At 70.0% G+C, this 22,854-nt stretch carries 19 protein-coding genes, 1 tRNA gene and 1 pseudogene; 16 read left to right on the plus strand and 5 right to left on the minus strand.

Annotated features, from left to right (window positions below; genetic code table 11):
• Nucleotides 1-186: 186 nt before the first annotated feature.
• On the plus strand, nt 187-2,940 hold the full coding sequence (locus ACFU8W_RS19500; protein WP_384038587.1) for a penicillin acylase family protein: 2,754 nt from the start codon (nt 187-189) through the stop codon (nt 2,938-2,940).
• 59 nt (nt 2,941-2,999) lie between these two features.
• Here ACFU8W_RS19500 and ACFU8W_RS19505 read toward each other — a convergent pair whose 3' ends face one another.
• The gene (locus ACFU8W_RS19505; protein WP_384038590.1) at nt 3,000-3,593 is read right to left on the minus strand and encodes a 5-formyltetrahydrofolate cyclo-ligase; all 594 of its coding nucleotides are present in this window, start codon (nt 3,591-3,593) and stop codon (nt 3,000-3,002) included.
• Between the two features lie 94 nt (nt 3,594-3,687).
• Between ACFU8W_RS19505 and galU the strand changes: the two genes are divergently transcribed.
• The 8 genes and pseudogenes from galU to ACFU8W_RS19545 form a co-directional block, all read left to right on the plus strand.
• Complete coding sequence (galU, locus tag ACFU8W_RS19510; protein WP_345517661.1) at nt 3,688-4,590, plus strand: UTP--glucose-1-phosphate uridylyltransferase GalU; 903 nt, start codon at nt 3,688-3,690, stop codon at nt 4,588-4,590.
• Between the two features lie 4 nt (nt 4,591-4,594).
• Nucleotides 4,595-5,905, plus strand: a complete 1,311-nt coding sequence (gene glp, locus ACFU8W_RS19515) for a gephyrin-like molybdotransferase Glp (protein ID WP_384038593.1) — start codon at nt 4,595-4,597, stop codon at nt 5,903-5,905.
• Nucleotides 5,906-6,029: 124 nt separating this feature from the next.
• A complete protein-coding gene (gene moaC, locus ACFU8W_RS19520) occupies nt 6,030-6,530 on the plus strand; it encodes a cyclic pyranopterin monophosphate synthase MoaC (protein WP_327245901.1) in 501 nt (166 codons plus the stop codon).
• Nucleotides 6,527-7,063 (plus strand): MogA/MoaB family molybdenum cofactor biosynthesis protein, encoded by a 537-nt coding sequence (locus tag ACFU8W_RS19525; protein WP_327245902.1) that lies wholly within the window; start codon nt 6,527-6,529, stop codon nt 7,061-7,063. The genes moaC and ACFU8W_RS19525 overlap by 4 nt, the downstream gene beginning before the upstream one ends.
• A gap of 17 nt (nt 7,064-7,080) precedes the next feature.
• Nucleotides 7,081-7,686 (plus strand): GNAT family N-acetyltransferase, encoded by a 606-nt coding sequence (locus tag ACFU8W_RS19530; RefSeq protein ID WP_266984714.1) that lies wholly within the window; start codon nt 7,081-7,083, stop codon nt 7,684-7,686.
• Between the two features lie 163 nt (nt 7,687-7,849).
• A complete protein-coding gene (gene glpR / locus ACFU8W_RS19535; protein WP_384038598.1) occupies nt 7,850-8,974 on the plus strand; it encodes a gephyrin-like molybdotransferase receptor GlpR in 1,125 nt (374 codons plus the stop codon).
• An 87-nt stretch (nt 8,975-9,061) separates the two neighbouring features.
• Nucleotides 9,062-9,135, plus strand: a tRNA-Ala gene (locus ACFU8W_RS19540).
• A gap of 170 nt (nt 9,136-9,305) precedes the next feature.
• A pseudogene (locus ACFU8W_RS19545) lies at nt 9,306-9,437 on the plus strand (SAM-dependent methyltransferase); the annotation flags it as partial.
• Between the two features lie 281 nt (nt 9,438-9,718).
• Here the strand turns inward: ACFU8W_RS19545 and ACFU8W_RS19550 are convergent.
• On the minus strand, nt 9,719-10,204 hold the full coding sequence (locus tag ACFU8W_RS19550) for a GNAT family N-acetyltransferase (protein ID WP_345517666.1): 486 nt from the start codon (nt 10,202-10,204) through the stop codon (nt 9,719-9,721).
• 50 nt (nt 10,205-10,254) lie between these two features.
• On the opposite strand from ACFU8W_RS19550, the gene ACFU8W_RS19555 reads away from it, so the two are divergent.
• Nucleotides 10,255-11,070, plus strand: a complete 816-nt coding sequence (locus tag ACFU8W_RS19555; RefSeq protein WP_384038601.1) for an exodeoxyribonuclease III — start codon at nt 10,255-10,257, stop codon at nt 11,068-11,070.
• 7 nt (nt 11,071-11,077) lie between these two features.
• On the opposite strand, the gene ACFU8W_RS19560 is transcribed toward ACFU8W_RS19555, so the two are convergent.
• Together ACFU8W_RS19560 and ACFU8W_RS19565 are read right to left on the minus strand one after the other, a co-directional pair.
• Nucleotides 11,078-11,353: a DUF2087 domain-containing protein gene (locus ACFU8W_RS19560; RefSeq protein WP_384038604.1), complete on the minus strand. Its 276-nt coding sequence runs from the start codon at nt 11,351-11,353 to the stop codon at nt 11,078-11,080.
• Between the two features lie 306 nt (nt 11,354-11,659).
• Nucleotides 11,660-12,310, minus strand: coding sequence for a MerR family transcriptional regulator (locus ACFU8W_RS19565; protein WP_384038925.1), 651 nt, complete (start codon nt 12,308-12,310; stop codon nt 11,660-11,662).
• Nucleotides 12,311-12,478: 168 nt separating this feature from the next.
• Between ACFU8W_RS19565 and ACFU8W_RS19570 the strand changes: the two genes are divergently transcribed.
• From ACFU8W_RS19570 to ACFU8W_RS19585, 4 genes are all read left to right on the plus strand, one after another.
• The gene (locus tag ACFU8W_RS19570) at nt 12,479-14,014 is read left to right on the plus strand and encodes a flavin-containing monooxygenase (RefSeq protein ID WP_384038606.1); all 1,536 of its coding nucleotides are present in this window, start codon (nt 12,479-12,481) and stop codon (nt 14,012-14,014) included.
• Nucleotides 14,011-14,955 (plus strand): alpha/beta fold hydrolase, encoded by a 945-nt coding sequence (locus tag ACFU8W_RS19575; RefSeq protein ID WP_384038609.1) that lies wholly within the window; start codon nt 14,011-14,013, stop codon nt 14,953-14,955. Before ACFU8W_RS19570 ends, ACFU8W_RS19575 begins: the two co-directional genes overlap by 4 nt.
• Nucleotides 14,952-15,845 carry an SDR family oxidoreductase gene (locus ACFU8W_RS19580; RefSeq protein WP_384038612.1) on the plus strand — a complete coding sequence of 298 codons (894 nt, stop codon included), beginning with the start codon at nt 14,952-14,954 and terminating at the stop codon, nt 15,843-15,845. Before ACFU8W_RS19575 ends, ACFU8W_RS19580 begins: the two co-directional genes overlap by 4 nt.
• A gap of 97 nt (nt 15,846-15,942) precedes the next feature.
• Entirely contained in the window at nt 15,943-16,146 is a 204-nt protein-coding gene (locus ACFU8W_RS19585; RefSeq protein ID WP_345517672.1) for a hypothetical protein, read from the plus strand.
• A 247-nt stretch (nt 16,147-16,393) separates the two neighbouring features.
• On the opposite strand, the gene ACFU8W_RS19590 is transcribed toward ACFU8W_RS19585, so the two are convergent.
• Entirely contained in the window at nt 16,394-19,675 is a 3,282-nt protein-coding gene (locus ACFU8W_RS19590; protein ID WP_384038615.1) for a S41 family peptidase, read from the minus strand.
• A gap of 174 nt (nt 19,676-19,849) precedes the next feature.
• Between ACFU8W_RS19590 and ACFU8W_RS19595 the strand changes: the two genes are divergently transcribed.
• Together ACFU8W_RS19595 and ACFU8W_RS19600 are read left to right on the plus strand one after the other, a co-directional pair.
• Nucleotides 19,850-20,422, plus strand: coding sequence for a TetR/AcrR family transcriptional regulator (locus tag ACFU8W_RS19595; RefSeq protein ID WP_384038618.1), 573 nt, complete (start codon nt 19,850-19,852; stop codon nt 20,420-20,422).
• A gap of 116 nt (nt 20,423-20,538) precedes the next feature.
• A complete protein-coding gene (locus tag ACFU8W_RS19600) occupies nt 20,539-22,767 on the plus strand; it encodes an MMPL family transporter (protein ID WP_384038621.1) in 2,229 nt (742 codons plus the stop codon).
• Nucleotides 22,768-22,854: the final 87 nt, after the last annotated feature.

Consider the following 22,854-nt stretch of genomic DNA (forward strand, 5'->3'; position numbering starts at 1 on the left):
AATCGTCTTCCGGCGGCCAGTACTTCGTTACCTTACCTAATCTTTAACGTTTTCTTGACGGCTTCGAGCGTTCGTGCGATCGCACTTCGATTCGATGCATCCCGATACCGCGTCGGACCCGCTTCGGTGCTGCGCCTATGGTTGCTCCTGCACTCCCAGGACCACCCTGCCCCTCGAAGGACAGCGATGCCCGCCAACACAACCGCCTCTTCCGGCTCTTCCGGTTCCGCCGGTGGGAAGACCGGCAAGAAGAAGGGGCGACGCGCCCGCCTGATCGTGATCGTCCTGGTGCTGGCGCTTGTCGCGGGTATCGGTTACGGCGCGTTCTGGTCCGTAACCACTGTGCGGGCCTCGTACCCGCAGACGAACGGCTCCATCAAGATCGACGGCCTCGCCGGGAACGTCGACGTCAAGCGCGACAGCTACGGGATCCCGCAGCTCTACGCGGACTCCGACGCCGACCTGTTCCGCGCACAGGGCTTCGTGCAGGCGCAGGACCGCTTCTGGGAGATGGACGTCCGCCGTCACATGACGGCCGGTCGGCTCTCCGAGATGTTCGGCTCCGGGCAGGTCGACACGGACGCCTTCCTGCGCACGCTGGGCTGGCGCAAGGTCGCTCAGAAGGAATACGACACCTTCCTGTCCGCGGACACCAAGAAGAACCTCCAGGCGTACGCGGACGGGGTGAACGCCTACCTCAAGGGGCGCGACGGCAAGGACATCTCCGTCGAGTACGCCGCGCTCGGCCTCACCAACGACTACAAGCCGACCAAGTGGACCCCGGTCGACTCGGTCGCCTGGCTCAAGGCGATGGCCTGGGACCTGCGCGGCAACATGCAGGACGAGATCGACCGCTCGCTGATGACCAGCAGGCTCAGCAAGGAGCAGATCGAGGACCTGTACCCGGAGTACCCGTACGACACCCACGAGCCGATCGTCAGCGAGGGCGCGATCTCGCCGGTCACCGGCACGTTCAACCCGGAGGCGACGCCGACCTCGGGCATCGGCGCGGACACCGTGCAGGGCGCCACCGCGGGAGTGAACACGCAGCTCGCCTCGCTCTCCGACACCCTCGACCAGATCCCCGCGCTGCTCGGTCCGAACGGCAACGGCATCGGGTCCAACTCCTGGGTCGTCTCGGGCAAGTACACGACGACGGACAAGCCGCTGCTCGCCAACGACCCGCACCTGGCGCCGCAGCTGCCCTCGCTCTGGTACCAGATGGGGCTGCACTGCCGTCAGATCTCGGCGACCTGCCAGTACGACACCGCCGGATACACCTTCTCCGGCATGCCGGGCGTGATAATCGGTCACAACCAGGACATCGCCTGGGGCTTCACCAACCTCGGCGCCGACGTCACCGACCTCTTCCTGGAGAAGGTCTCCGGCGACGGCTACCAGTACGACGGCAAGGTGAAGCCGTTCGTCACCCGTGAGGAGACCATCAAGGTCGCGGGGGGCGCGAGCCGGCACATCACCGTGCGCGAGACCAACAACGGTCCGCTGATCTCCGACCGCAGCAGCGAGCTGGAGAAGGTCGGCCAGAAGGCCCCCGTCGCCAGCGCGGCCCCGGACCGGGCCGACGGTTACGCGGTCGCCCTGAAGTGGACCGCGCTGGACCCCGGCCACTCCATGGACGCCGTCTTCGAGCTCAACCGGGCCAAGGACTTCCCGTCCTTCCGCAAGGCGGCCGAGCACTTCGAGGTGCCTTCGCAGAACCTCATCTACGCGGACAACAAGAACAACATCGGCTACCAGGCCCCCGGCAAGATCCCGGTCCGCAAGAAGGGCGACGGCACGACGCCGAGCCCCGGCTGGACCTCGGAGTACGGCTGGGAGAAGGAGCCGATCCCGTTCGCCCAGCTGCCGTACGAGTACAACCCGAAGCGCGGCTACATCGTCACCGCCAACCAGGCCGTCATCGACGAGAAGACGTACCGCCCCTTGCTCACCAAGGACTGGGGCTACGGCACCCGCAGCCAGCGGATCAACGACCTCATCGCGGGGAAGATCAAGGGCGGCGAGAAGATCTCGACCGAAGACATGCAGAAGATGCAGATGGACAACACCAGCGAGATCGCCACGAAGCTGGTGCCCGAACTGCTGAAGATCAAGGTCTCCGACAAGAGCGTGCGTGAGGCGCAGAAGCTCCTGGAGGGCTGGGACTACATCCAGGAGCCCGACTCGGCGGCCGCCGCGTACTTCAACGCGGTCTGGCGCAACATCCTGAGGCTGGCCTTCGGCGACAAGCTGCCGAAGGAGATGCGGGTCAAGGGCGAATGCCTCACCGTGCTCCCGGCCGACAGCACGGGCCCGGTCGACGAGCAGGACAAGCCGGTTCGCGAATGCGGTCAGCGCGACGCGGACTCGGCGCAGCCGGACGGCGGCGACCGCTGGTACCAGGTGGTCATGAAGCTCAAGGACGACGAGAACAACGACTGGTGGAAGGCGCCGAAGAACCGCAAGGACAAGGCGACCGAGAACCGTGACATGCTCTTCGCCCGCGCCATGAAGGACGCCCGCTGGGAGCTGACCGCCAAGCTCGGCAAGGACATCTCCACCTGGAGCTGGGGCCGGCTGCACCAGCTGACCCTGAAGAACCAGACCCTCGGTACCGAAGGCCCCGATCTGCTCCAGCGGGCCCTCAACCGCGGCCCGTGGAACCTGGGCGGCGGCGAGGCCGCGGTCAACGCCAGCGGCTGGAACGCGGCGGGCGGCTACGAGGTCATCTGGGTCCCGTCGATGCGCATGGTCGTCAACGTGGGGGACTGGGACAAGTCCCGCTGGATCAACCTCACCGGCGCGTCCGGTCACGCGTTCAGCGCGCATTACACCGATCAGACCGACAAGTGGGCCGACGGGGATCTGCTCGACTGGTCCTTCGGAACGAACGCCGTGGCCAAGTCGACGAAGGACACGCTGACGCTCAAGCCGTCGTAGGGCGGCGGACCCGGCACCGCGGTCCCGGGCCGACTGGCCCGGCGCGGCGCCGGCCGGGCTCAGCCGGTGAAGCGCCGCGTTCCGGCCGGCGTCACGACGGCGTCCACGGGGTGGTCGTGCGGTTCCACGGGAACCGTCGCGACCACCTCGTTGTCGTAGAGAAGGACGATCAGCGAGGGGTGCGCCCCCGCGGCCGCGAGCCGGGCCAGCACCCGGTCGTACGAACCGCCGCCCCGGCCGAGCCGCATCCCGCGCCCGTCCACCGCGAGGCCCGGCAGCAGGACCGCGTCCGCGTCGAGGACGGCGTCGGGCCCGAGCCGTGGACCGTCCGGCTCCAGCAGTCCGCGGCCCGCCGGGAGAAGGCGGCCGGCACCTTCGTACGGCGCCCAGTCCAGATCGTTGTCCGGGAGGAGCACCGGCAGCAGTACCCGTACGCCCCGCGCGCGCAGCGCGTCCAGCAGCGCGCGAGTCCCTGGTTCACTCCCGACCGAGACATAGGCGGCGACGGTACGGGCCCCGGCCAGCTCGGTGAGACCGACTGCGCCCCGGGACAGAACCATCGCGGCATTTTCGACGTCTTCGCTGGTCAGGAGGGCTCGCGAGGCGAGTAGTTGACGCCTGAGCGAGGCCTTTCCGGACATGTCGGTGTTCAACGTGCACCTGCGCATCTCTCGTATGTGCATATAGAAGTACAAAGTTAACCGGAGGCTCATCTTCCGCCCATACTCACCGGTTATGGTTGCGCGCATGACTCAGTCGCACCCCAGGATCAGCAAGGCTGTCATCCCGGCCGCGGGACTCGGCACCCGCTTCCTGCCGGCCACCAAAGCCACTCCCAAAGAGATGCTGCCTGTGGTCGACAAGCCTGCGATCCAGTACGTCGTCGAGGAGGCGGTTGCGGCCGGTCTCTCCGACGTACTCATGATCACCGGCCGCAACAAGCGTCCGCTCGAGGACCACTTCGACCGCAATTACGAGCTGGAGTCGGCACTCACCCGCAAGGGAGACGCCGAACGGCTCCAGAAGGTCCAGCAGTCGAGCGACCTCGCCACCATGCACTACGTCCGCCAGGGCGACCCGCGCGGCCTCGGCCACGCCGTGCTGTGCGCCGCACCGCACGTCGGCGACCAGCCGTTCGCCGTTCTCCTCGGCGACGACCTGATCGATCCGCGGGACCCGCTGCTCGCCCGCATGGTCGAGATCCAGGAGCGCGAGGGCGGCAGCGTCATCGCGCTGATGGAGGTCGAGCCGGAGCAGATCCATCTGTACGGCTGCGCAGCCGTCGACACCACCGTCGAGGGCGATGTCGTCAGGGTCACCGGCCTGGTCGAGAAGCCCGAAACAGCCGATGCGCCCAGCAATCTCGCCATCATCGGGCGCTACGTCCTCGACCCCGCCGTCTTCGACATACTGCGCAGGACCGAGCCGGGCCGCGGGGGCGAGATCCAGCTGACCGACGCGCTGCAACTGCTCGCCGCGGACGAGAAGATCGGCGGCCCGGTGCACGGTGTCGTCTTCAAGGGACGCCGCTATGACACCGGTGACCGGAGCGACTATCTGCGTGCCATTGTCAGACTCGCGTGCGAACGTGAAGATCTGGGACCGGAGTTCCGGACCTGGCTCCGCAGATATGTCACCGAGGAGATGTAGCACTTTGAGCAGCACGATCTGGTCGGTGGACGAGCACCTGGAAGACATTCTCGGCGCCGTGCGGCCGCTCGAACCCATCGAGCTGCAGCTGCCCGAGGCCCAGGGCTGCGTCCTCGTCGAGGACGTCATGGTGGAGATCGCCCTGCCGCCCTTCGACAACAGCTCGATGGACGGGTACGCGGTCCGGATCGCCGATGTCGAGGGCGCCAGCGAGGAGTTCCCCGCGGTGCTCACGGTCATCGGTGACATCGCGGCGGGCAGCGACGGGCTCTCCGGCGACCAGACCGTGGGACCGGGCGAGGCCGCCCGCATCATGACAGGCGCACCGCTGCCGGCCGGTGCCGAGGCCGTCGTCCCGGTCGAGTGGACCGACGGCGGTACGGGCGGCGGCCCGGCGGACACCATGCGCTCCCACAGCGACGCCCCGCAGGTCGCGGGCGGGGAGGTCCGCGTCCACCGTCCGGTCGCGGCCCGTGCCCACGTCCGGGCCCGCGGCAGTGATGTGCAGCCCGGCGATCTGGCCCTGCGGGCCGGTTCGGTGATCGGGCCACCGCAGATCGGGCTGCTCGCAGCGATCGGCCGCTCCACCGTGAAGGTGCGCCCGCGGCCGCGCGTCGTCGTCATCTCCACCGGCAGCGAACTCGTACAGCCCGGCGAGGAGCTGACCGGCGGCCGGATCTACGACTCGAACAGCTTCGCGCTGACCGCCGCCGCGCGCGACGCCGGAGCGATCGCCTACCGGGTCGGAGCCGTCGAGGACGACGCCGATTCGCTCCGCGCCACGATCGAGGACCAGCTGATCCGCGCGGACATCGTCGTCACCACGGGCGGGGTCAGTGTCGGTGCGTACGACGTGGTCAAGGAAGCACTGTCCTCCGTCGGCGACGAGGACGAGCCGGGCAGCGGCATCGACTTCCGCAAGCTCGCCATGCAGCCCGGCAAGCCGCAGGGCTTCGGTTCGATCGGCCCGGAGCACACACCGCTGCTGGCGCTGCCGGGCAATCCCGTCTCCTCGTACGTCTCGTTCGAGCTGTTCGTGCGGCCCGCGATCCGCACGCTGATGGGCCTGCAAGAGGTGACCCGCCCGACCGTCCAGGCCACGCTGAACACCGACAAAGCGCTCTCCTCGCCGTCCGGCAAGCGCCAGTTCCTGCGCGGCACGTACGACGCGGAGGCGGGCACCGTCACGCCCGTCGGCGGCTCCGGATCGCATCTGATCGCGGCCCTCGCCCAGGCGGACGCGCTGATCGTGCTGCCCGAGGACGTCACCTCGGCGGAGCCCGGCACGGTCACCGAGGTGATCCTGCTCCGCTGAACGCCGGCCGGTGGCGGTACGGTGTCTGCCGCTGTGCCTTACCGGGGGACACCCCCTGGACCCCCGGCCGCACCCCGGTGCAGGCCGAGCGGGCAACCGGCGCCCTACCGCTAGGCGGAGTTCAGTGAGTACGCAGAACAGGCTGACGCATCTCGACGAGGCGGGCGCGGCCCGGATGGTCGACGTGTCCGAGAAGGACGTCACCGCGCGCGTCGCCCGCGCCAGCGGCCGGGTCCTCGTCTCGCCGCGCGTCGTCGAACTGCTCCGTGGCGAGGGAGTCCCCAAGGGCGACGCCCTCGCCACCGCCCGCATCGCCGGGATCATGGGTGCCAAGCGCACCCCGGAGCTGATTCCGCTCTGCCACCCGCTCGCCGTCTCCGGCGTGAAGGTCGATCTGAGCGTCGCCGACGACGCGGTGGAGATCGCCGCCACGGTGAAGACGACGGACCGCACGGGCGTGGAGATGGAGGCGCTGACCGCCGTCTCGGTCGCCGCGCTCACCGTGATCGACATGATCAAGGCGGTCGACAAGAGCGCGGTCATCACGGATGTCCGGGTCGAGGCGAAGTCCGGCGGCAAGTCCGGCGACTACCGGCGCCCGGCGCCGGAGGGAGCGGACGCATGACGGCGCCCGACGCGGCGCCGTTCGGCGGTGCGCCGACCGCCCCGTACGCCGCCCTCGTCGTGACCGCCTCGAACCGCGCCTCGGCCGGTGTCTACGCCGACCGGGGCGGCCCCCTGATCGTCGAGGCGCTCACCGCGCTCGGCTTCGCCGTCGACGGGCCGCAGGTCGTCCCCGACGGCGATCCCGTCGAACAGGCCCTGCGGGCCGGGGTGGCCGCCGGGTACGACGCCATCGTCACCACCGGTGGTACGGGCATCTCACCCACCGACCGCACCCCCGACGCCACCCGCCGCGTCCTCGACCACGAGATCCCCGGCATCCCGGAGGCGATCCGCGCCGAGGGCCGCGAGAAGGTCCCCACGGCCGCGCTCTCCCGTGGCCTCGCGGGTGTGGCGGGCGGCACCCTCATCGTGAACCTGCCGGGCTCCACCGGTGGGGTGCGGGACGGACTTGCCGTCCTCGAACGTCTTCTGGTACACGCCGTCGACCAGCTCCGCGGCGGCGACCACCCCCGACCCGGGAGCCCGAGCTGAACGTCCCGACCTGGCCGGTGATTCTGACGGACGGCGCGATCACCCTCCGGCCGATAAAGCTGCGGGACCAGCGCGTGTGGCGCGAGGTCAACCGGCGCAACCGCGACTGGTTGCGCCCCTGGGAGGCGACGGTTCCACCCCCCGCCCCGGGCGGCCCGGTCGCCCGGCGCCCCACGTACCGTCAGATGATCCGCCATCTGCGTTCCGAGGCCAACGCGGGCCGGATGCTGCCCTTCGCCATCGAGTACGAGGGGCGCCTGGTCGGACAGTTGACGGTCGCCGGGATCACCTGGGGGTCGATGTGCTCGGGACACGTCGGCTATTGGGTGGATCAGGACGTGGCGGGCCGCGGTGTGATGCCGACCGCGGTGGCGCTCGCTGTCGACCACTGTTTCCGGACGGTCGGGCTGCACCGCATCGAGGTGTGCATTCGGCCGGAGAACGGGCCCAGCCGGAGGGTCGTGGAGAAACTCGGATTCCGCGAGGAAGGGCTGCGTCCGCGCTATCTCCACATCGACGGTGCCTGGCGGGACCATCTGATCTTTGCGCTCACGGCGGAGGAGGTGCCCGACGGACTGCTCCGGCGCTGGCACCAGGCACGACCGGAACGCCACGCGAAATAAAATAAGTGTTCGAAATTGGTCGATGTGTGACCGCTAACGAACGCGCAAACGCCGACAGCTGATCCGAACAATCACAAAAAAAGTCCGCGATATCAGCCGGATCATGCGACACACCGGGCCAATTGGCGGATGCCTCCGTGCAAACCCCTCTACGGTGTGAGACGTGAGCAGCAGCGGCCTCATCTATGCAGTCATCGTCGGGGCCTGGGCCGCCTATTTGGTGCCGATGTGGCTCCGCAGGCAGGACGAGCTCAATGAAGCCCGTCCGACGGAACGCTTCAGCACCGCCATCCGGCTGCTGTCCGGACGGGCGGCCATGGAGCGCCGGTATGCCAAGGAGCTGCGGGAACGCACCGCCGAGGAGGCGGCCCCCGACGCCGACCCGGACGCGGACACGGACCGACTGGATTCCGTGGACGTCCGGGCCTTTGCCGCGCCTCCGGCGCACACCGAAGCCCGGGTGCACGACCCGGCGCGCGCACCGGAGCCGCAGGCCCAGGACAGACCCGTACACGTGCCTGTGCCCGCACGGCGCACACGACCCGGCGGGGCCGACGCCGAGCGCGCCCGGCGCGCCCAGCGCTCGCAGGTCCTCGCGCGCCGACGGCGCACCACGTCGATCCTCTTTCTCGCCTTCACCCTCGGCGCGGTCGTCGCGGCCGTCGGCGGCCTCCGCTTCCTGTGGGCGCCCGCGGTGCCGGCCGTGCTGCTGAGCATGTACATCGTTCATCTGCGCGCCCAGGAACGGCGCCGGTTCGTCTTCACCATGGACCGGCGCCGGGCAGAGGTCGCGGCGCAGCACCTGCGCGAGAACCGTCCCCGCAGGCACCAGCCCGCGACGACGGCCCCCGCCGAGTCCGACGAGGAGCCCGAGGCGCGCCACCCGGAGCCCGAGCCCGCCCCCGCGGTCTCTCCGCAGGAGGCGGGCCGCCGCGCCCTGGTCGAGCAGACGGACCACGCGGAATGGGTCGACCAGCAGCGTGAACGCGGCAGGGTCCAGGGCGACAGCTGGGAGCCGGTCCCGGTCCCGCTGCCGACGTACGTCACCGCACCGGTCGCCCCGCGCGCCACGGGCGGCGTCGAGGTCGGCGACCCGGAGACCTGGAGCGCGGCCCGCTCCAGCACGGCCGAGCCGACACAGACGGGCACCGCGCACCCCGCCGCGCCCCCGGCCGAACCGGCGCCACGCCGGCGCACCGGCTCGTCCCGCCGCTCCCGCGACCACGGCCGGACCCCGCTCTTCGACCAGTACGACGACGGCGACCGGCCCCGCGCCGCCAACGAGTGAGACCGCTCCGACGCCGACCCGGCTGACCAGCAAGGGAGCGGATTTCCAAGCACCCCTGTGAGGGTGCTAGAGTTTCACTCGTTGCAAGGGCCTGTGGCGCAGTCTGGTAGCGCACCTCGTTCGCATCGAGGGGGTCTGGGGTTCAAATCCCCACAGGTCCACCGCACGACGAAGTCCCGCCCGATCGAAAGATCGGGCGGGACTTCGTCGTTTCCAAGACGGCTTGATCCCCAGGGCAGTTCGGACCGTCCGGTACTTCCCGCGCGGACATCCTGCGGCCGGATTGAGGCGCAGCCCCCTGCCTGCGATTCCCCGTACGGAGGAGCTTCCTGTGACGGCCGGCCCGCCCACGTCCCGGATCGACACCGGCAAACCCCACCCGGCGCGCGTCTACGACTGGCTGCTGGGCGGCGAGGACAACTGCCCGGCCGCGGAGTGGTACCGGGAGGAGTCGGCGCCGGAGAACGAACGCAGCGGGTTCTGTGTGGGTGTTGCCCGCGTGCGGTGAGGCATCGGGGCACGACGTTGTTTCGCGGCCGGGTCGGCGTCCGCCGCCGGGCACAACCAGGTGGAATCGGCATGGAGTTCCACCGCCTGCACCGGAACCGGGTGCCGGCGCTGGTCCTCGCCGACACCTCCCCGGTCTCCGGGACCGACGACGGCAAGGCCTTCCGTGCCGCGTTGCTGGGATTCCTCGGAGGGCTCCAGTGCCGTGAGGGGCACCGGATCAGGACAGGGCCCGGTTCACGACTCCTGGAGCGGTTTGGCGAAGCAGCGGCTGCTCTCGTACGTGCGGTAGTAGCCGAACTTCTCGCAGGGGGTGTAGCCGCTGGAGGTGTACAGCGCGATCGCCTCCGGCTGCTGGTCGCCGGTCTCCAGCACCATTCGGGTGCGGCCCGCCGCCCGTGCGTCCGCTTCGAGAGCGGCGAGGATGCGGCGGGCCAGGCCCCTTCCGCGGCCCTCCGGGATCACGAACATCCGCTTGAGCTCGGCGTCGCCGTCCAGATAGCCCTCCTCGTTCTGGTCCTGCGCACGCCAGCCGCCGGTGGCGACCGGTGCCCCCGACTCGTCGTAGGCGAGGAGGTAGAGTCCGCGCGGAGGCCGGAACATCGACGGGGCGAGCGGTGTGACATCACCCTCGTCCCCGTAGCGCTGCGCGTATTCGAGCTGCACCTGGTCGTTGAGTTTGACGGCGTCGGGGTGGTCGAACGACCGAGGCTGGATATTCATGCGGGAAATGGTACAGGTATGCGATCGCTGGTTGTCGGTATTGTGCCCTGATGCTCACCGTGACCACCGTGAATGTGAACGGGCTCCGCGCCGCCACGAAGAAGGGCTTCGTCGAGTGGCTGGCGGGGACCGAAGCCGATGTGATCTGCCTCCAGGAGGTGCGTGCCGAGCCGCACCAGCTCGCCGACGAGGTGCGCGAGCCCGACGGCTGGCATGCCGTCCACGCACCGGCGGCCGCCAAGGGGCGGGCCGGGGTCTCTCTCTACACGCGCCGGGCGCCGGAACGGGTGCAGATCGGGTTCGGCGGCTTCGGGGGCGCCGGGGGTGAGGAGTTCGACGACAGCGGCCGGTACGTCGAGGTCGACCTGCCGGGTGTCACGGTGGCGAGCCTGTATCTCCCGTCCGGTGAGGTCGGTACGGAGCGGCAGGACGAGAAGGAGCGCTTCATGGCCGCGTTCCTGCCGTACCTGAAGGGGCTCAGGGAGCGGTCCGCGGCCGGCGGCCGTGAGGTGCTGGTGTGCGGCGACTGGAACATCGCCCACCAGGAGGCCGACCTGAAGAACTGGAAGGGCAACAAGAAGAATTCCGGCTTCCTGCCGGAGGAGCGGGAGTGGCTGACCCGGGTCTTCGACGAGGCTGCGTACGTCGATGTGGTGCGGGCGCTCCACCCGGACGAGGAAGGGCCGTACTCCTGGTGGTCCTACCGCGGGCGGGCCTTCGACAACGACACGGGCTGGCGCATCGACTACCAGGTGGCCACCCCCGGTCTCGCCGGGCGTGCGAGAAAGGCATGGGTGGAGCGGGCCGCCACACACGGCGAGCGGTGGAGCGACCACGCGCCGGTGACGGCCGTCTTCGAGCTGTAGGGGGCTTCTACCCGGCCCGCCGGTAACTGCTGCCGTCCTTGGGGCGGATCAGCAGGCCTGCCACGACCAGGAAACGGCGCAGCGCCGGGTAGTCGTCGTGCACGGTGAGCAGCGCCTCGTTGACCTCGCGTTCGCTGTAGGTGCGGTCCGGCTCGAACAGGGTCTGCGCCAGGTGGACGAGCAGCTGCTCGCGGCGGGCCGGCTTGCGAGGGATCGTGGTCAGCCGCCCGTGGGAGAACAGGGCTGCAACCCCGTGCGAACCGCTCGGATTGTTGTCGGACATGGGGGAAGCCTTGCGTACAGGGGGAGGGTGGGCAACGTGATTTCGTCGGGGTGGGCGGCTTCTGTGCGCCGTCCGGCGTGTACCGCGGTGCGTTCCTGCCGTACAGCACCTGTGGGCCTCGCCCGTTCCGGCAGGAGCGCGGCGACACGCACCTGGACTGCGTCGGAGCCCGTCGAGGCGTGGTGACGGTCGGGCGCGGACGGCGGCCGGTGCGGGCCGTGTCCGAGGTGTCCATCGACCGTGGGCGTGTGATGCGTAGTCAATTGCCGTGATGGCAGGCGCTGTTAGGTGAGCGGTCGCAGGGGGTCACGTCTCCGGCGCCTTCGGTGGCTGCGTGCCGTCGTCGCGGCGCAGCCGTCGATCCAGGGCCATGGAGAGCTCGGCGTCCACCACCGCGCGGGCGAGCGGGCGGAGTTGGGGCGGTTCGGACTCCGTGGTGTGGGCCTGCAGTACCTGTACGAAGAGATCGGCGAGGGCGTCCGCGTGTTCCCGGACCCGGCGCCCCGCCGAGAGCACGGTGGAGAGCGGCACGCCTTCGCGTACCAGCTCCGCCGATACCTCCAGGAGACGGCGGCTGATGTGCACGATCTCGTCGCCGTCGGTGGCGAGATAGCCCAGCTCCAGGGCCGTGGCGAGGTTCTCCGGGGTGACCTCGCCCTCGAAGTGGTCCGCGAGCTGTTCGGGCGTGAGGCGGACGGGGGTCTCCTCGGTGGGCTCGCCCAGCCCCAGCACCTCGGCGACATCGCGGCCGCTCTCGAAGGTGCGGGCCAGATCGGCGATTCCGGTGAGGGTGTGTCCGCGCTCCAGCAGCGCGGCGATGGTCCGCAGCCGGGCCAGGTGGTGGTCGTCGTACCAGGCGATGCGCCCCTCCCGGCGCGGTGGCGCGATCAGACCGCGCTCCCGGTAGAAGCGCAGGGTCCGCACAGGGATGCCGGCCTCCTTGGCCAGCTCCTCCATGCGGTATTCGCGGTGCTCGCGTCCTTCGGCCACCACCGCACCCTATGTTGTACCGTCGGTAACTTTCCCGTGCCGGACCCCTACCCATCGGTACGGAGCTGCTCTACTCTCCCAACGATGCCAGTGATTGCTGGCAGAGTCGTGTGACGTACCGCGGGAGGCGGCAGCATGGCCCAGCACGAGCATGTACGCGTGGCGGTGATCGGATCCGGATTCGGGGGCCTGGGGGCCGCGGTCCGGCTGCGCCGCGAAGGCATCACCGACTTCGTCGTCCTGGAACGGGCCGACTCCGTCGGTGGCGCCTGGCGCGACAACAGTTACCCCGGCTGCGCCTGCGACGTACCGTCCCACCTCTACTCGTTCTCGTTCGCCCCCAACCCGGACTGGCCGCGCACCTTCTCCGGGCAGGAGCACATCCGCGCCTACCTGGAGCGTGTCGCCGACACCTTCGGGCTGCGCCCGCACATCAGGCTGGGTCATGAAGTGACCATGATGCGGTGGGACAACGACGAGCTGAACTGGGTGATCGAGTCCGTGAACGGGACCACGATCGTCGCTGATGTCGTCGTCTCCGCGACCGGCCCGCTCTCCGACCCGAAGATGCCGGACATACCCGGTCTCGCCGACTTCCCCGGCAAGGTCTTCCACTCGGCCCGCTGGGACCACGACTACGACCTGACCGGCAAGCGCGTCGCAATGATCGGCACCGGCGCCTCCGCGATCCAGATCGTGCCGGCGATCCAGCCGAAGGCCGGCAGGCTGACCCTGTTCCAGCGCACCCCGCCGTGGGTCATGCCGCGCATGGACCGGAACATCAGCGGCGCCGAGCGGTGGCTGCACCGCGCGCTTCCGTTCACCGGCGCCGCGCGCCGCGGACTGCTGTGGGGGATACGGGAGTTGCAGGTCAGCGCCTTCACCAAGCACCCCAATGAGCTCGGCCTGGTGGAGAGGGTGGCCAAGTCCAACCTCGCACGGGCCATCAAGGATCCGGCGCTGCGGGCGAAGCTGACGCCCTCGTACCGCATCGGCTGCAAGCGGATTCTGCTCTCCAGCACGTACTACCCGGCGCTCGCCCAGCCCAATGTGGATGTGGTCGCCTCCGGGCTGGCCGAGGTACGCGGCTCGACCGTCGTCGCCGCCGACGGCACGGAGACCGAGGTCGACGCGATCATCTTCGGTACCGGCTTCCACGTGACGGACATGCCGATCGCCGACCGGGTCGTCGGCGCGGAAGGCATCACGCTCGCCGAGTCCTGGAAGGACGGCATGCAGGCGCTGCGCGGCGCGACCGCGGCGGGATTCCCCAACTGGATGACGATCATCGGCCCCAACACGGGGCTCGGGAACTCCTCCATGATCCTGATGATCGAGTCCCAGCTGAACTACATGGCGGACTATCTGCGTCAGTTGAACGTCCTGGGCGGGCGGACCGCGCTCGGTGTGCGGACGTCGGCGGTCGGGGCGTGGAACCGGCGGGTCCAGGAGCGGATGAAGCGAACTGTGTGGAACACCGGTGGCTGCACCAGCTGGTATCTGGACGCAAGAGGGCGCAACACCACGGCCTGGCCGGGAACGACGGGTGAGTTCCGCCGGGCGACTCGGACGGTGGACCTCGGGGAGTACGAGGTCATCCGGCCCCGGAAGACCGATGCCGCCGGGGCCGTCGTCGCCGGGAAGGCCGTCGCCGAGGAGGTCGCGCGATGAGCAGGCTGCTGCGGCGCGAGGACGCCCCGCCGGTGCCCACACGCGAACTGACCGCTGTCTCCGCCGACGGCTCCCGCATCCACGTCGAGCTGCACGGGCCGGACGGCGCCCCCGCGGTCGTGCTCGCGCACGGCTGGACCTGCAACACCCATTTCTGGGCCGCGCAGATCCGCGACCTGGCGGTCGACCACCGGGTCGTCGTCTACGACCAGCGCGGCCACGGCCGCACACCCGCCGTCCGCCCCGAGGGGTACAGCACCGACGCGCTCGCAGACGACCTCGAAGCGGTGCTGGCCGCGGCGCTGGCCCCCGGCGAGCAGGCGGTGCTCGCCGGGCACTCCATGGGCGGCATGACGCTGATGGCCGCCTCGCGGCGGGCCGGGCTGCGCGAGCACGCGGCAGCCGTACTGCTGTGCAGCACCGGCAGTTCGCGGCTGATCGCCGAGTCGCTCGTCGTGCCGATGCGGGCCGGTGCGGTCCGCACCCGGATGACCCGCGCGATCCTCGGGGCGCGGGCCCCGCTCGGGCCGGTCACACCTGTCTCCAAAAGGATCCTCAAGTACGCGACGATGGGCGCCGGTTCGGCCCCGGACCGGGTCGAGTCCTGTGCCCGGATCGTGCACGCCTGCCCGCGGGCGGCCCGGGTCTCCTGGGGGCATGTGCTCGCGGAGCTCGATCTCGACGCGGGCGTGAGGGAGTTGCGGGTGCCCACCGCCGTGATCGCGGGTACGGAGGACCGGCTGACTCTGCCCGTCCACGCGCGCGCCCTCGCGGCGGCGCTGCCCGAATGCCTGGGGCTCACCGAGCTGGCGGGGATGGGCCACATGACACCGGTGGAGGCGCCGGAGGCGGTCACCGCGAAGATCCGGGAACTGGCCGCCGGGTATGTCACCCCTGTCACCGACACCGTCGGTGGCACTGTTGAGGAGGAGGTCGTATGAGCGGCAGGCGCAGTCTCGAAGGACAGGTCGTGGTCGTCACCGGCGCGGCGCGCGGCGTGGGAGAGCTGCTGGCCCGCAAGCTCTCCGCGCGCGGCGCGAAGCTGGCGCTGGTCGGCCTGGAGCCGGACGAGCTGAAGAAGGTCTCCGAGCGGCTGCACGCGGAGAGCGACCACTGGTACGCCGACGTCACCGACCATGTGGCGATGGCGCAGGTCGCGCAGGAGGTGAAGGAGCGCTTCGGCAAGGTCGACGTGGTCGTTGCCAATGCGGGGGTCGCTTCGGGCGGGCCGTTCGTCGACTCGGACCCGGAGGCGTGGCGGCGGGTCATCGAGGTCAATCTGATCGGCGGCGCGGTGACGGGGCGGGCGTTCCTGCCCGTACTGATGGAGAGCCGCGGCTACTTCCTGCAGATCGCGTCGCTCGCCGCGATCACTCCGGCGCCGATGATGACCGCGTACTGCGCGTCGAAGTCGGGCGTGGAGGCGTTCGCGCACAGTCTGCGGGCGGAGGTCGGATACCGGGGCGTGAAGGTCGGTGTCGGCTACCTGTCCTGGACGGACACCGACATGGTGCGGGGCGCCGACGAGGACGACGTCATGCGGGAGTTGCGGCAGCGGCTGCCGTGGCCGGCGAACCGCACGTATCCGCTGGGCCCGGCGGTCGACCGGATCGTGGCCGGCATCGAGCGGCGTTCGGCGCACGTGTACGCGCAGTGGTGGCTGCGCGGCATGCAGTCGGTGCGCGGATACCTGCCGGCGGTCATCGGGGTGGTCGGGCAGCGCGAGATGAAGCGGTTCGGGTCGCGACTCGCGGGCGTGAGCAAGGGACTTGTGGGCGCCGGGGGTGCGGCGGACGAGGTCGCGCGGGGTGCGAGCACGCAGCGTAAGTGATCGAAATGCGTGGGATGTCCTGGCGTGTAAGTCTGGTCGAGGCCCCAACGGGGTCACCCCCCAATGCATCCCGAGCACCCCACTAGGAGTGAACAGCATGGGTATCGCAGACCAGTTCAAGGACAAGGCGCAAGAGCTCGCCGACCAGGCGAAGAAGAACGGGGGCGAGAAGAAGGGCGAGCCGCGCGAGCGGACGTCCGATGCGTCGGAACGGGCGCGGGGCAGGGCCCGGGACGCGGCGCAGGGGGCGCGACGGGACGCGGCGCATGGGGCGCGCGACCGGTACGACGACGACGTCTGACTCGTCGGTGCGAGGGGCGCGTTCGGGAGACCGGACGCGCCTTTCGCGTGCGTGGGGTCTGTTCCCCCACCCCGCCCCTTCCCGAAACCGGGGGCACGCCCCCGGCCCCCCTTCTTTTGTCCTCAATCGCCGGACGGGCTTGATGTGTCCGCCGGACGGGCTTGATGTGACGGGCCGCCGGACGGGCATCATGTGACGGGCCGCAGGGCGGGCTTGATGTGACGGGTTTGATGGGCCTGCCCGGCGCCTATCGCGGCGGCAGCGGTGGCCGTGCGCGGTTCGGGGCGTCCTCGTACGTCGGTGGGGTCGACGCCGGGTGGGACTTCAGGAGGTCGAGCGCGATCTGCACCGCGTCGTCCAGCACCGCGTGCCGGCCCTCCGCCCAGTCCAGCGGCGTGCGCAGCGCCTCCAGGTCCGGTTCGACACCGTGGTTCTCGATCGACCATCCGTATGCGTCGAACCACGCCGCGTTCATCGGCACCGTGATCACCGTGCCGTCGCCCAACCGGTGCCGGCCCGTCATGCCGACGACCCCGCCCCATGTCCGCTGGCCCACCACCGGCCCCAGGTCCAGCAGGCGGAACGCGGCGGTGATCATGTCTCCGTCGGAGGAGGTCGCTTCGTCGGCGAGCGCCACCACCGGGCCGCGGGGGGCGTTGGAGGCGTACGAGACCGGCTGGGCGTCGCGGGTCAGGTCCCAGCCGAGGATCGTGCGGGTCAGTTTCTCGATGACCAGCTCGCTGATGTGGCCGCCCGCGTTGCCGCGTACGTCGACGATCAGGGCGGGGCGGGAGACCTCCATCCGCAGGTCCCGGTTGAACTGGGCCCAGCCGGAGCCGCCCATGTCGGGGATGTGCAGGTATCCGCACTTGCCGGCGCTCAGTTCCCGTACGACATCGCGGCGTTTGGCGACCCAGTCCTGGTAGCGGAGCGGGCGCTCGTCGACCAGGGGGACGATGGCGACACGGCGGGAGGGACCTTCGCTCTCGGCCGGGCAGAAGGTGAGTTCGACGGTGGTCCCGCCCGCCTGGGAGAGAAGGGGGTAGGGGCCCGCGACCGGATCCACCGGGCGGCCGTCCACGTGGGTGAGGATCGCGCCCTCCCGGATGCCCGTACCGGCGAGCGGTGAACGCGCCTTGGAGTCGGAGGAGTCCCCCGGCAGGATCCGCCGGACGACCCACTTGCCGTCCCGGCACACCAGGTTCGCGCCGAGCAGGCCGATCGCCCGCTGGTAGTGCGGCGGGCCCTCGTTGCGGCGGGCGGGTGCCACGTACGCGTGCGAGGTGCCCAGTTCGCCGAGGACCTCGCGCAGGAGGTCCGCGAACTCGTCGGGGGTCGCGACCCGTTCGACCAGCGGACGGTACTGGTCGAGCACGCCCGCCCAGTCGATGCCGCTCATGTCAGGGTCCCAGAAGTAGGAGCGGATGATGCGGCCCGCTTCCCCGTACGCCTGCCGCCATTCCGCCGCCGGGTCGACATCATGCAGGATCCGCCGCAGGTCGAGGTAGACCGTCGAGTCGCTGTCGCCGACCTCGGTTGCCGGTACGGCGCGCAGTTCCCCTTCGTCCATGACGACCAGCCGGGTCGCGTCGCCGCTGACGGCGAACCAGTCGAGATGGCCGACGAGTTCGGTCTTCCTGGCCTTCGTGATGTTGAAATGCTCGAGCGTCGGACGGCCCGACATGTCCGCCGGGTTGGCGAACGTCTCGCCGAGCGCGCCCGAGATCGGCCAGCGCAGCCAGACGAGCCCGCCGCCGCTGACCGGGCGCAGAGCCGAGTACTTCGACGCGGTGACCGGGAACGGCGTCACCCGGTTTTCCAGCCCCTCGAACTCGACCGTGACCGTGGCCCCTTCGGCCGGAGCCTCCTCCGACACGTCGACCGGGTCGAGGCCGCCCGCCGCCGGACGCCCCTCCGGTGAGAGAGCGAACGGGGACGGGGTCGCGGAGGAGAGCGGCACCAGGTACGGGCGGCAGCCGAGCGGGAAGGAGAGGTCGCCGGTGTGGACGTCGTACACCGGGTCGAAGCCCCGCCAGGAGAGGAACGCGAGATACCGGCCGTCGCCGGTGAACACCGGGTTCTCGTCCTCGAAGCGGCCGTTGGTGACATCGACGATCACCGGGGTGCCCGGTCCCATGATCCGGGCCAGTTTGATCTGCCGCAGCGAGCGGCCGATCCCGGGATGCGACCAGGTCAGCCAGGCGCCGTCCGGCGAGAACGCCAGATCGCGGACCGGTCCGTTGATGGAGCGGATCAGCTCGGTCGGTTCGCTGGTGGACTCCTCGGCCGTGTCGAGGAGCAGCAGCCGGCCGTCGTGCGTGGCGATCGCGAGCCGTTCGCCCTCCGGGTCGGCGATCAGTTCGTGGACCCGGCCGATCTGGCCGGAGGCCAGCCTGCGCGGTGCCCGGTCACCGCTGGCGCGCGGCAGGTACGCGATCTCGATGGCGTCCTCGCCGTCCGCGTCCGTCACATAGGCGACCTGGCCCATGCTGCCGAGCATCTCGGGCAGCCGGACCCGGACCCCGGGGGTGTCGGCGATGGTGCGGGCGGGCCCGTCGCGGTGGGTCAGCCAGTACAGACTGCCGCGGACCGAGACGGCGCTCGCCCGGCCCGTCTCGTCCACGGACAGCGAGTCGACATTGGTGGCGGCGGGCACCTGGTACGTACGCCGCCCGGCCCGCGGCCCGCCGAGCCGCACCTGCAGCTTCCGCGGCACCGCGTCCGGGGATTCGAGGTCGTCGACCAGCCACACCTCGCCCGCGCACTGGTAGACCACGCGGCGTCCGTCGCTGGACGCGTGCCGGGCGTAGAAGGCGTCGTGGTCGGTGTGGCGGCGCAGGTCGGAGCCGTCGGGCAGGCAGGAGTACAGATTGCCGACGCCCTCGTGGTCGGAGAGGAACGCGATCCGGCCGCCGACGAACATCGGTGAGTCCAGATGGCCGCCGATATCGGGCAGCAGCCGCTTGCCGTGCAGCCACAGGCGCCCCATCGCCCCGCCCCGGTACCGCTTCCAGCCGGCCGGTTCGTGCGGGGGTGTGCCGGTGAGCAGCAGCGTGCGCCGCTCGCCGTCGATGTCCGCGACCGCGATGTCGGAGACCGGACCCCACGGGAGTTTGCCGCCGGGGGAGCCGTCCGTGGGAAGGCTGTAGGCCCAGGAGAAGTACGAGAACGGCTGCCCGTGCGAGGACACGGCGAGGATGTGCGACGTCTCGTCCGGATCGGGGGTCCAGCCGCAGACCCGGGCGTCGGTCGACCCCCAGTAGGTGAGCCGGCGGGCCGGCCCGCCCTCGACCGGGGCGAGATGGATCTCGGGATCCAGGGTGCGCCAGGTCGTGTACGCGATACGGGTCCCGTCGGGCGAGAAGCGCGGGTGACTGACCCGCGTCCGGTCGACGGTCACCCGCCACGCCCGGCCGGGCTGTTGTCCCTCGGCGACGAGGGGAGAGACCCAGAGGTCGTCCTCGGCCGCGAAGCAGAGCAGGTCCTTGTGAAGGTGCGGGAAACGGAGATACGCGACGTCTTCACTCACCCCCCAATGCTTTCCGTGTGAGCGGGACGCGGCAACTCGTGGTGCGGAAGAACTTGTGGTGCAACACACAAGCGAAACGATGCAGTTTCGCTCAGCCGGGGGGTACCTTCGAGGTGTACGAAACAGTTTCGTTCGGCTGACGGAAGTACGAGCGACAGGACAGGAGGTCGACCCATGGCACGCACCCGCCTCACGCCCGAGCGCGAGAGCGAGCTCTACGCCGCGGTGCTCGACCTGCTGCGCGAGGTCGGCTACGACGCCCTGACCATGGACGCTGTCGCCACCCGTACCCGCTCCAGCAAGGCCACCCTCTACCGCCAGTGGGGGAGCAAGCCGGAGCTGGTCGTCAAGGCGCTGCGCCACAACAAGCCGGGCGGCCTTGCCGAGATCGACACCGGTTCACTGCGCGGAGATTTCCATGCCGCGCTGGGCCGGACCGACGACTGCCAGATGGAGAAGGACTCCGCGCTGATGCGGGGCCTCATACATGCCGTCCACAACAATCCCGATCTGTACCAGGCACTGCGCGAACTGCTCATCGAGCCGGAGATGACCGGCCTCGACCTGCTCCTCCGCCGAGCCGTGGACCGGGGTGAACTGCGTCCGGACAACCCGGCGCTGAAATATGTACCGCACATGCTGATCGGCGCTTTCACCGCTCGGCAGCTGGTCGAGGACCGCACCGTCGACCAGGCGTTTCTCATCGACTACGTCGACTCCGTGATCCTCCCCGCTCTCGGCGTCTGACCCCGTCCCCTCCGTACGACCCTCTCCCCAAGCCCCACCTGACACGCCGCTCTCGTCGTCGGGCTGGTTCCTCACGCCCTTTTCCACTCACACGACCTGACCGGGAGTACGCCTCCGTGGCCACATTCCTCTACAAGCTCGGACGGTTCGCCTTCCGGCGCCGCCGCTTTGTCGCCCTCGTCTGGGTGGCGCTGCTGGCGCTCGCCGGATTCGGCGCCGCCTCCGCGTCCACCGCCACCTCCAGCTCCTTCTCCATCCCGGGTACGGAGGCTCAGAAGGCCTTCGACCTGCTGGAACAGCGCTTCCCCGACTCCAGCGCCGACGGCGCGACCGCGCGGGTCGTCTTCAAGGCCGACGCCGGTCAGAAGATGACGGACCCGGCGAACAAGGCCGAGGTCAACAAGATCGCTGACGAGCTGAAGTCGGGTTCGGATCAGATCGCCTCGGTCACCGACCCGTACACCGGCAACGCCGTCAGCAAGGACGGCTCCACGGCGTACGTCTCCGTGTCCTACAAGGTCAACTCGATGGAGCTGACCGATGCGACCCGGAGCGCCCTGGAGGACGCGGGCCACGCGGCGCAGAAGAGCGGGATGACCGTGGAGATCGGCGGTGACGCGCTCCAGGTGATGCCGGAGACCGGGGTCACCGAGATCATCGGTGTGGCGATCGCCGCGGTGGTGCTGGTCATCACCTTCGGCTCGCTCGTCGCGGCCGGTCTGCCGCTGCTCACCGCGCTCATCGGCGTCGGCATCGGCGTCTCGACGATCACGGCCCTGGCCAACGTGCTCGACCTGGGCTCCACCACCTCCACTCTCGCGATGATGATCGGCCTCGCGGTCGGCATCGACTACGCGCTCTTCATCGTCTCCCGCTACCGCGCCGAGCTGGCCGAGGGCCGCGAGCGAGAGGAAGCGGCGGGGCGGGCGGTCGGCACGGCCGGTTCCGCGGTCGTCTTCGCCGGTCTCACCGTCGTCATCGCCCTGGTCGGCCTGGCCGTCGTCAACATTCCGATGCTGTCGAAGATGGGCTTCGCCGCGGCCGGCACGGTCGCGATCGCCGTCCTGATCGCGCTCACCCTCGTCCCGGCGGTGATGGGCTTCGCGGGCAAGCGGGTCATGGGACGCAAGGCGCGCAAGGCCGCCGAGGCCTCGAGCCGGCCCGAGGCGAAGCCGAACATGGGTACCCGGTGGGCGCGGTTCGTCCTGCGCAAGCCGGTCTGGGTGCTGCTGGTAGGAGTCCTCGGCCTCGGGGTCATCGCCGTACCGGCCGCCTCGCTGGAGATGGGCCTGCCCGACGACGGCTCCCAGCCCACCAGCACCACCCAGCGCCGCGCCTACGATATGCTCTCCGACGGATTCGGCCCCGGCTTCAACGGGCCGCTGATGGTCGTCGTGGACACGGCGAACAGCTCGGACGGCAAGACCGCGGTCAAGCAGGTCTCCGACGAGATCTCCGGTATCCCGCACGTCGTCGCGGTCACTCCGGCCCACTTCAACAAGGCCGGCGACACCGCCATGATCACCGTGATCCCCAAGGACCGGCCGAGCTCCACCGAGACGGAGAACGTGGTTCACGCCATCCGTGACGCGGGCACGGACATCAAGTCCGACACGGGCGCCGAGGTCCTGGTCACCGGATCCACGGCGATGAACATCGACTTCTCGCAGAAGATGAACGACGCGCTGCTGCCGTATCTGGCGCTCGTCGTCGGCCTGGCGTTCCTGCTGCTGATGGTGGTCTTCCGCTCGGTGCTGGTGCCGCTGAAGGCGGCCCTCGGCTTCCTGCTCTCGGTCGTCGCGGCCCTGGGCGCGGTCGTCGCGGTCTTCCAGTGGGGCTGGCTGGCCTCGCTGTTCGGCGTCGAACAGACCGGCCCGATCATGTCCATGATGCCGATCTTCATGGTGGGTGTGGTCTTCGGTCTCGCCATGGACTACGAGGTCTTCCTCGTCACCCGGATGCGCGAGGCGTACGTCCACGGGGAGAAGCCCCCGCAGGCGATCGTCACCGGCTTCAAGCACGGCGCCCGCGTCGTCACCGCCGCGGCCGTGATCATGATGGCGGTCTTCGCCGGGTTCATCGGCTCCAGCGAGTCGATGATCAAGATGATCGGCTTCTCGCTCGCCATCGCCGTCTTCTTCGACGCGTTCGTCGTCCGGATGGCGATCGTGCCCGCGGTCCTCGCCCTGCTCGGCAAGCGCGCCTGGTGGCTGCCGCGCTGGCTGGACCGGCTGCTGCCCAATGTCGATGTGGAGGGCGAGGGGCTGCGCAAGCAGCTCGGCGAGACGTCCGGCGGAGACGGGCACGGCGACGCCCGGGGCGAGCGCGAACTGACGCACGTCTGATCCGTAGGAGCCCCGGGGTCCGCGTCCGAGCGGAGCGCGACCCCGGAATGCACCGGTTACCTGTGGGGACGGGGGGCCGGAGCGACG

This window comes from Streptomyces sp. NPDC057565, assembly GCF_042801455.1.
Lineage (GTDB): Bacteria > Actinomycetota > Actinomycetes > Streptomycetales > Streptomycetaceae > Streptomyces > Streptomyces yanii.

Excerpts from the sequence above, each read along its gene's own strand:
- ACFU8W_RS19500 (WP_384038587.1), top strand. The coding sequence starts at position 187 with ATGCCCGCCAACACAACCGCCTCTTCCGGCTCTTCCGGTTCCGCCGGT.
- galU (WP_345517661.1), top strand. The coding sequence starts at position 3,688 with ATGACTCAGTCGCACCCCAGGATCAGCAAGGCTGTCATCCCGGCCGCG.
- ACFU8W_RS19525 (WP_327245902.1), top strand. The coding sequence starts at position 6,527 with ATGACGGCGCCCGACGCGGCGCCGTTCGGCGGTGCGCCGACCGCCCCG.
- ACFU8W_RS19550 (WP_345517666.1), bottom strand. The coding sequence starts at position 10,204 with ATGAATATCCAGCCTCGGTCGTTCGACCACCCCGACGCCGTCAAACTC.
- ACFU8W_RS19555 (WP_384038601.1), top strand. The coding sequence starts at position 10,255 with ATGCTCACCGTGACCACCGTGAATGTGAACGGGCTCCGCGCCGCCACG.
- ACFU8W_RS19560 (WP_384038604.1), bottom strand. The coding sequence starts at position 11,353 with ATGTCCGACAACAATCCGAGCGGTTCGCACGGGGTTGCAGCCCTGTTC.
- ACFU8W_RS19565 (WP_384038925.1), bottom strand. The coding sequence starts at position 12,310 with ATGGAGGAGCTGGCCAAGGAGGCCGGCATCCCTGTGCGGACCCTGCGC.
- ACFU8W_RS19570 (WP_384038606.1), top strand. The coding sequence starts at position 12,479 with ATGGCCCAGCACGAGCATGTACGCGTGGCGGTGATCGGATCCGGATTC.
- ACFU8W_RS19575 (WP_384038609.1), top strand. The coding sequence starts at position 14,011 with ATGAGCAGGCTGCTGCGGCGCGAGGACGCCCCGCCGGTGCCCACACGC.
- ACFU8W_RS19580 (WP_384038612.1), top strand. The coding sequence starts at position 14,952 with ATGAGCGGCAGGCGCAGTCTCGAAGGACAGGTCGTGGTCGTCACCGGC.
- ACFU8W_RS19585 (WP_345517672.1), top strand. The coding sequence starts at position 15,943 with ATGGGTATCGCAGACCAGTTCAAGGACAAGGCGCAAGAGCTCGCCGAC.
- ACFU8W_RS19595 (WP_384038618.1), top strand. The coding sequence starts at position 19,850 with ATGGCACGCACCCGCCTCACGCCCGAGCGCGAGAGCGAGCTCTACGCC.